This is a genomic window from Flavobacterium panacis (assembly GCF_024649945.1).
Lineage (GTDB): Bacteria > Bacteroidota > Bacteroidia > Flavobacteriales > Flavobacteriaceae > Flavobacterium > Flavobacterium panacis.
The window spans coordinates 154,968-161,210 of record NZ_JANKMS010000012.1; the positions used below are offsets into that span (position 1 = coordinate 154,968).

The window sequence follows — 6,243 nt, forward strand, 5'->3', positions numbered from 1 at the left end:
CAGATTAAGTGGATTAGAAATGATTTTTTATTTCACGCAGATTTTAAATGATTTAAGCTGATTTAAAAAGGATTTTTTATAATCTGTTCGATTTGTTCCCTATAGCTATCGGGACTACGAGAGAAAAAAGAATAAATTTTATTTACCGAGAATAAAATCAAAATGCTCGATTTTACCTTCTTTTAAATTTTTGATTTCATTTCGAACTAATTCTTCTAGAGAATCAGCGACAATGTATCTTCCTCCGTATCGGTGAAGTAATATGATTTGTCCAGCTATACCTTTAGCAGCAGGATCTGTATCGTATAGCAAATATTCTCCATTGTGGTCTGTGGCAAAGGGAATCCATCTTGGATTCGCATAGTTGTTGGTTTGTATTTTTTCGAAATCTATTTCTTGTTCTGGTAAATCTTCTAAATCTTCTTCATCGTATTGTAAACTTTGTATAAAATTCCATACCCTTGCTATATCTTCAAAAGGAATTAAATCATAGATCCCATTGCTTACTCCAAATTGAAAAACAGATGCTACAGGATCATAATTTACATTTTGGACTTTGTAGAAGTTGATTAATGCCGCTGGTATTTTTATATTGGCATCAAGTTCAGTGTGTTCTGCTATGTCTTCTTCGAAAATCCCATTAGTAAGATTATAATAATCATTATTAGTTGAGACAATTTTATTTATTTCTGTAATCCATTCCTGCCATAAAGATTCAAATGATTTGAATTCTGGATCAAGGATAGCTTTATTTTTTTCTTTTTTTTCTTCTTGTTCGCTAACGGAAATTTCTATTGTTGCAATTTTTCCATTTCTTTTTCCAAACCAAACGCTTTTTCTGTTTAGGATGAAAGCTCCTGTTTTATCTCCTCTAAAAATTTTTACAAGTTTACTTTTGTTGTTTTCATAATATTGAAATAATTCATGGCCGTCAAATGTAAATTTACCTGAAAAGTTTTTTTTAGGATAGTAATCATACTCACTATGTTTTAGTTTAAGAGCTAGGGTTTCAATTTTATTTCCTTTTTTAGAGTAGGCAATAATTCCAAGATCATCCCAGGTGTAAATATGGCTGTATTGTTTTTTAATATATCTGTAGTCTCCCAAAGCCTGTTTTAAAACTGAGATATTAATTGGGAATTGGATGTTTACATTGTTAATCAGAAAGCCTGTTTTAGATAATTCTAGTTTTGCCATGTTTTTAAATATTTAAAATCGATAGAAAATGTAAGGTTTTGTTTATAATTAAAAATGTGATTTGTTTATTTTGTGAATGTAAAATATGCAACATCATAAATATAAATATGGGAGCTAATCTATACGATGATAAGTGTATTGATTAAATTGCTTATAAAATTTGGTTTTATAGAAAAAGTCTTTAATAAATAAAAGCGAAACAGTCTATCTTAATTTAGAAAGACGATTCGATTGAGTGCTTAGTTTTTTAAGCCACCAATTCGCGAATTTATTTATTACACATTAAAGAGTGGTAAATGGATTAATTTCACGAATGGTTAGCGATGTTATTTAAGCGGATTTTAAATAGATTAAAAGAAAAAATAGATCTGCTAGATCTGCTAAATCTGCGGGAGAAAAACAAAAAAGAAATCCGCACAAAATCCGCGTTTTCGCAAAGCGAATACGTTTTATCCGCGTGCATTAATTCTCTTTGCCAATAATAAAATCAAAATGTTCTGTTTTACCAGATCTCAAATTATTGATCTCGTTTTGAATCAATTCTTCTAACGATTCTGCGACAATATCTCTAGACCAAGATTCGTTTTGTAATTCGATAATCTGCCCAAATTTTCCTTTTGAAGCAGGATCTGTATCGTAAACTAGATAATCGCCATTTCTTCCTGTAGCAAACGGAATCCATTTTGGGTTGGCGTAATTGTTTGTGTTGATTTTTTCGAAATCTATTTCTTGTTCTGGCAAATCATCTTCGTGGAATTGTAAATCTTGAATTGATTCCCATTCTTCTTTAATATCTTCAAACGGAATAAGTTCGTATGGCCAATTATTGATCAAAATCTGAAAAGCCGAAGTAACTGCATCGTAATATACATTTTGAACTTTGTAAAAGTTAACTAATGCCAGAGGAATTGTAATATCATCTTCTAAAGAAGAATGTTGTTGAATCTCTTCTAAAGAAATCCCATCTTCTAGATTGTAATAGTCATTATTGGTTGAAACAATTTTATTGATTTCTGAAATCCATTCTTGCCACAAAGGCTTGAATAAAGTGAATTCGGGATCAAGAGGCGCCGTGATTTTCTTTTCTTTTTCTTCAGCTGGGGAAATGCTTAAACCAGTAATTTTTCCACCTTCTTTGTCAAACCAAATACTTATTCCGCTAAGAATGAAAGCGCCACTTCTGTCGCCTTTAAAAAGTTTTACAAGCTCATTTTTGTTGTTTTCGTAGTGTTGAAACAATTCTTGTCCTTCAAAAAGAAATTCTCCCGTAAAGATTTTTTTTGGTGAAAAATCATACTCTCTAAGTTCTAATTCGATTCCAATACTTTCAACTTTATTTCCTTCTTTGGAAAAAGCCATAATGCCTTGGTTATCCCAAGTAAAAACATGATTGTATTGTTTTTTGATGTATCTGGGTTCTCCTAACGCTTGTTTTAAAACTGAAATGTCAATTGGGAATTCGATTTTTACGTTATTAATCTGAAAGCCTGTTTTGGATAATTCAAGTTTTGCCATCTGTTTTCATTTTTTTAAGTTTTTACAAAAGTAGGATTTTTTTTATATAAAACTTAAATAATTTTCTTGATTACACGAAGTTTGTGAGTATGTTTATTTATTTCAGGATTGTAAATTCCAGTATGGTCCAAACGGTCAATACGTACTTTTCCACTTGCGTGGATGATGTAATTATTGTCCATAATGATTCCTACATGTGTAATATTTCCTTCGTCGTTATCAAAGAAAGCCAAATCACCAGGTTCGCATTCTTCAATAAAACTTAAAGGGTCGCCTTCAAGTGCTTGTTGTGAAGCATCACGATGAATTTTGTAACCGTTTAATTTGTAAACCATTTGGGTAAAACCAGAACAGTCAATACCAAAAGGTGTTTTTCCGCCCCATAAATAGGGAGCATTCAAATACATAAAAGCCGTTTTGATTAAAGCGCTTTTGGGTTTTATTCCACTGGTTTTAGTTCCTTCAAAATCAAAATTAGCGGTATTGATTTCGTTGTTATTTAAAAAGGATAAAGATGCTCCAAGCGGAATTGGTAGTAATAGGTTGTTTGGAGCTGTGATGTAATCAATCAAATCAGCATTCATGATGATTGATTCTTTGCTCAACAAATCAAATTGCTCTTTGGTAATTTCCTGATATTGCTTAGAATCTACCCATCCTTCATAATCATCAAACTGAATCCTGATTCGCGCCCATTGATTTTTACGTTCTAAAATTTCGATATGTTCGCCAAACAAAAGTTGTGTGACAATTTCACTTCTGTCGCTGGCTTCAGCTCTAACGGGTACTATGGCTAAATTGCAAATTCCAAACATTTAAGGAAATTTATTAGTTAAAAATCAGGAGTTACATTTATAACTCCTGATTTTTTGAGATATTGTTTTTTAAGCTCTTTCGATAACAATTGCTGATGCACCACCACCACCGTTGCAAATTGCAGCAGCTCCAGTTTTTGCATTGTTTTGTTCTAAAACATTAATTAAAGTTACGATTATACGCGCTCCAGAAGCTCCAAGAGGATGTCCTAAAGAAACTGCACCACCATTTACGTTTACTTTATCGTTATCAAGGTTTAATATTTTTGCATTGGCTAATCCAACTACAGAAAAAGCTTCGTTGAATTCGAAGAAATCAACATCTGAAATCGAAATTCCCGCTTTGTCTAAAGCTTTTGGTAAAGCTTTTGCCGGACTTGTTGTAAACCATTTTGGTTCTTGAGCAGCATCTGCATAGCCTTTTATGTAAGCTAGAGGTTTTAAACCTAAAGCATTTGCTTTTTCTTCAGACATTAAAACTAGAGCAGCGGCTCCGTCATTAATTGTTGATGCATTTGCAGCAGTTACAGTTCCGTCTTTTGTAAAAACGGCACTTAAAGACGGGATTTTGTCTAATTTCACATTAGTATATTCTTCGTCTTTAGCGAATATAATTGGTTCGCCACGTCTTTGCGGTACTTCAACAGGAACAACTTCATTGTCAAATTTTCCAGCGTCCCAAGCTTTTGCACTTCTCTCATAAGATTGAATTGCAAATGCGTCTTGTTCTTCACGGCTGATTTTGTATTCAGTAGCACATAAATCAGCGCAAACTCCCATTGCGTTGTTGTCGTAAGCATCTGTCAAACCATCTTTCTGCATTCCGTCCAACATAGTTGCAGGACCAAATTTGTTTCCAGCACGCATTTGTACATAGTGAGGGATCAAACTCATGCTTTCCATTCCGCCCGCTACAACAATTTCAGCATCTCCGCATGCAATTGCTTGTGCAGCAAACATTACGGCTTTCATTCCAGATGCACATACTTTGTTTACTGTTGTAGCAGCAACTTCGTCTGATAATCCGGCAAATAATGCAGCCTGACGTGCTGGAGCTTGTCCAACGCCCGCCTGAATTACATTTCCCATGAAAACTTCATCGACTAATTTTGGGTCAAGGTTAATTTTTGAAAGGGCTCCTTTTATAGCAGCAGCGCCTAATTTTGGTGCAGGTACAGTTGATAACCCGCCCATGAAACTTCCGATAGGTGTTCTAACGGCAGAAACGATAACAACTCTTTTGTTCATTTTCTGTTTAATAATAGTTAGTAAGCAAATTTAATGTTTATTTGAATAAATTCAAATTTTGTATTGAATAGGGTGAATTTTAAATTTAAGGTGAAATTTTTGTTAATTCTATTCGTTTGATTGTGAAGTGGTTTTGAAAAAAGATCAAAAAAAACTAAAAAAACTCAAAAAAAAGCTTGTGAGATATGGAATGTTGTTATACATTTGCACTCGCAAAACGGAAGCAATTCCTTGAGCAAGGAGAGGTGCCAGAGCGGTAATGGAGCAGATTGCTAATCTGTCGACGGGTAACCGTCGCCAGGGTTCGAGTCCCTGTCTCTCCGCTTAATTTTGCCTCGGGGTGTAGCGTAGCCCGGTTATCGCGCCTGCTTTGGGAGCAGGAGGTCGCAGGTTCGAATCCTGCCACCCCGACTACAATTGAAATAATGGTCGCATAGCTCAGCTGGATAGAGCACCTGCCTTCTAAGCAGGCGGTCGAAGGTTCGAATCCTTCTGCGATCACAATAAGCCATTCTTTAGGAATGGCTTTTTTGTTTTTATGTAACAAGTTTTGATTTCTTTTCTAAGAAATTTTACAGTAATGGTTCCATAGCTCAGCTGGATAGAGCAACGCACTTCTAATGCGTAGGTCGAAGGTTCGAATCCTTCTGGGATCACAAAAGCCACTCAGATCGAGTGGCTTTTTTTGTTTGAATGGTTTTCAGTTTTGTTTTTGGAGATTTTTAAATAATTGATTGTGTGGTTTGGATTGGTGAAGTGTTTGTTTGGTGATTGAGGTTTTATGTTCTTTTTTTGTTGGTAGGGAGTTGTTTGGGTAGGTTTTTATTTGTTATTGGCTTTTAATGGTAAATAAAATTGTGCTATAATTACGAAGGGGAGTGTGGGATTGTGATGAAGTTTTGTTTCTTTTGGTTTTAAGTGGTGTGGTTTTCTTGCTGGCTTGAGGTGGTTTGGTGATTGGTTGGAAAAAAAGTTTATGGGCTGCGTTCGAGTCGACGAACTAATGGTAATAAGTCTGATCTTCGGTCACCAAGCAAAACTAAAAAGCATCGAAATCACCAAAGAAGTAATAGATACTTTAAATCAGTAATACATATTATATAATATAGCTTTTTGCTCTATTGTATATAATAGAGTAATTCTCATTTCCAACCCGACAAGTTTCTAAAATCTGTCGGGTTTGTTTTTATAGATATATAATATATAGGTACAGTTTATCAGGCTGAGCGCAGCGAAGCCTTTTATTTTTGGAATTTGGAATTTCTAAAATTGGAATTTTAATAATAATTAGGAGCAATTTCCTGCTATCCGCTGCAATCTTTTGTTTTGAACCCCAAAACAAAAGGATTTCCGCTTCTATCGGGGCTAGGGGATGGGTTTCCAGAAGAGGGAGAAGGGGGAAACTTTGCATTTTTAAAGATTTAGGGAATTAAAAACGACGGAGTGGAGGCTTTGCGGACTTGAATTC

The 6,243-nt window shown here is 34.6% G+C and carries 4 protein-coding genes and 4 tRNA genes; 4 read left to right on the top strand and 4 right to left on the bottom strand.

What is annotated here, in order from left to right; all coding sequences use genetic code 11:
* Positions 1-138: 138 nt before the first annotated feature.
* The 4 genes from NQQ59_RS21875 to NQQ59_RS21890 all read right to left on the bottom strand — a co-directional run bounded on the left by NQQ59_RS21875 (position 139) and on the right by NQQ59_RS21890 (position 4,775).
* On the bottom strand, positions 139-1,197 hold the full coding sequence (locus NQQ59_RS21875) for an SMI1/KNR4 family protein (protein WP_144219035.1): 1,059 nt from the start codon (positions 1,195-1,197) through the stop codon (positions 139-141).
* 462 nt (positions 1,198-1,659) lie between these two features.
* The gene (locus tag NQQ59_RS21880; RefSeq protein WP_144219036.1) at positions 1,660-2,712 is read right to left on the bottom strand and encodes an SMI1/KNR4 family protein; all 1,053 of its coding nucleotides are present in this window, start codon (positions 2,710-2,712) and stop codon (positions 1,660-1,662) included.
* 53 nt (positions 2,713-2,765) lie between these two features.
* Positions 2,766-3,527: a C40 family peptidase gene (locus tag NQQ59_RS21885; protein ID WP_144219037.1), complete on the bottom strand. Its 762-nt coding sequence runs from the start codon at positions 3,525-3,527 to the stop codon at positions 2,766-2,768.
* 69 nt (positions 3,528-3,596) lie between these two features.
* On the bottom strand, positions 3,597-4,775 hold the full coding sequence (locus NQQ59_RS21890) for an acetyl-CoA C-acyltransferase (protein WP_144219038.1): 1,179 nt from the start codon (positions 4,773-4,775) through the stop codon (positions 3,597-3,599).
* Between the two features lie 239 nt (positions 4,776-5,014).
* On the opposite strand from NQQ59_RS21890, the gene NQQ59_RS21895 reads away from it, so the two are divergent.
* From NQQ59_RS21895 to NQQ59_RS21910, 4 genes are all read left to right on the top strand, one after another.
* Positions 5,015-5,098: transfer RNA gene (locus NQQ59_RS21895), tRNA-Ser, on the top strand.
* Positions 5,099-5,111: 13 nt separating this feature from the next.
* Positions 5,112-5,186: transfer RNA gene (locus tag NQQ59_RS21900), tRNA-Pro, on the top strand.
* 16 nt (positions 5,187-5,202) lie between these two features.
* Positions 5,203-5,276: transfer RNA gene (locus tag NQQ59_RS21905), tRNA-Arg, on the top strand.
* Between the two features lie 81 nt (positions 5,277-5,357).
* Positions 5,358-5,431 (top strand) — tRNA-Arg (locus tag NQQ59_RS21910).
* Positions 5,432-6,243: the final 812 nt, after the last annotated feature.

Bases quoted from the DNA above. Each gene is read 5' to 3' on its own strand.
- NQQ59_RS21875 (WP_144219035.1), bottom strand. From the start codon at position 1,197: ATGGCAAAACTAGAATTATCTAAAACAGGCTTTCTGATTAACAATGTA.
- NQQ59_RS21880 (WP_144219036.1), bottom strand. From the start codon at position 2,712: ATGGCAAAACTTGAATTATCCAAAACAGGCTTTCAGATTAATAACGTA.
- NQQ59_RS21885 (WP_144219037.1), bottom strand. From the start codon at position 3,527: ATGTTTGGAATTTGCAATTTAGCCATAGTACCCGTTAGAGCTGAAGCC.
- NQQ59_RS21890 (WP_144219038.1), bottom strand. From the start codon at position 4,775: ATGAACAAAAGAGTTGTTATCGTTTCTGCCGTTAGAACACCTATCGGA.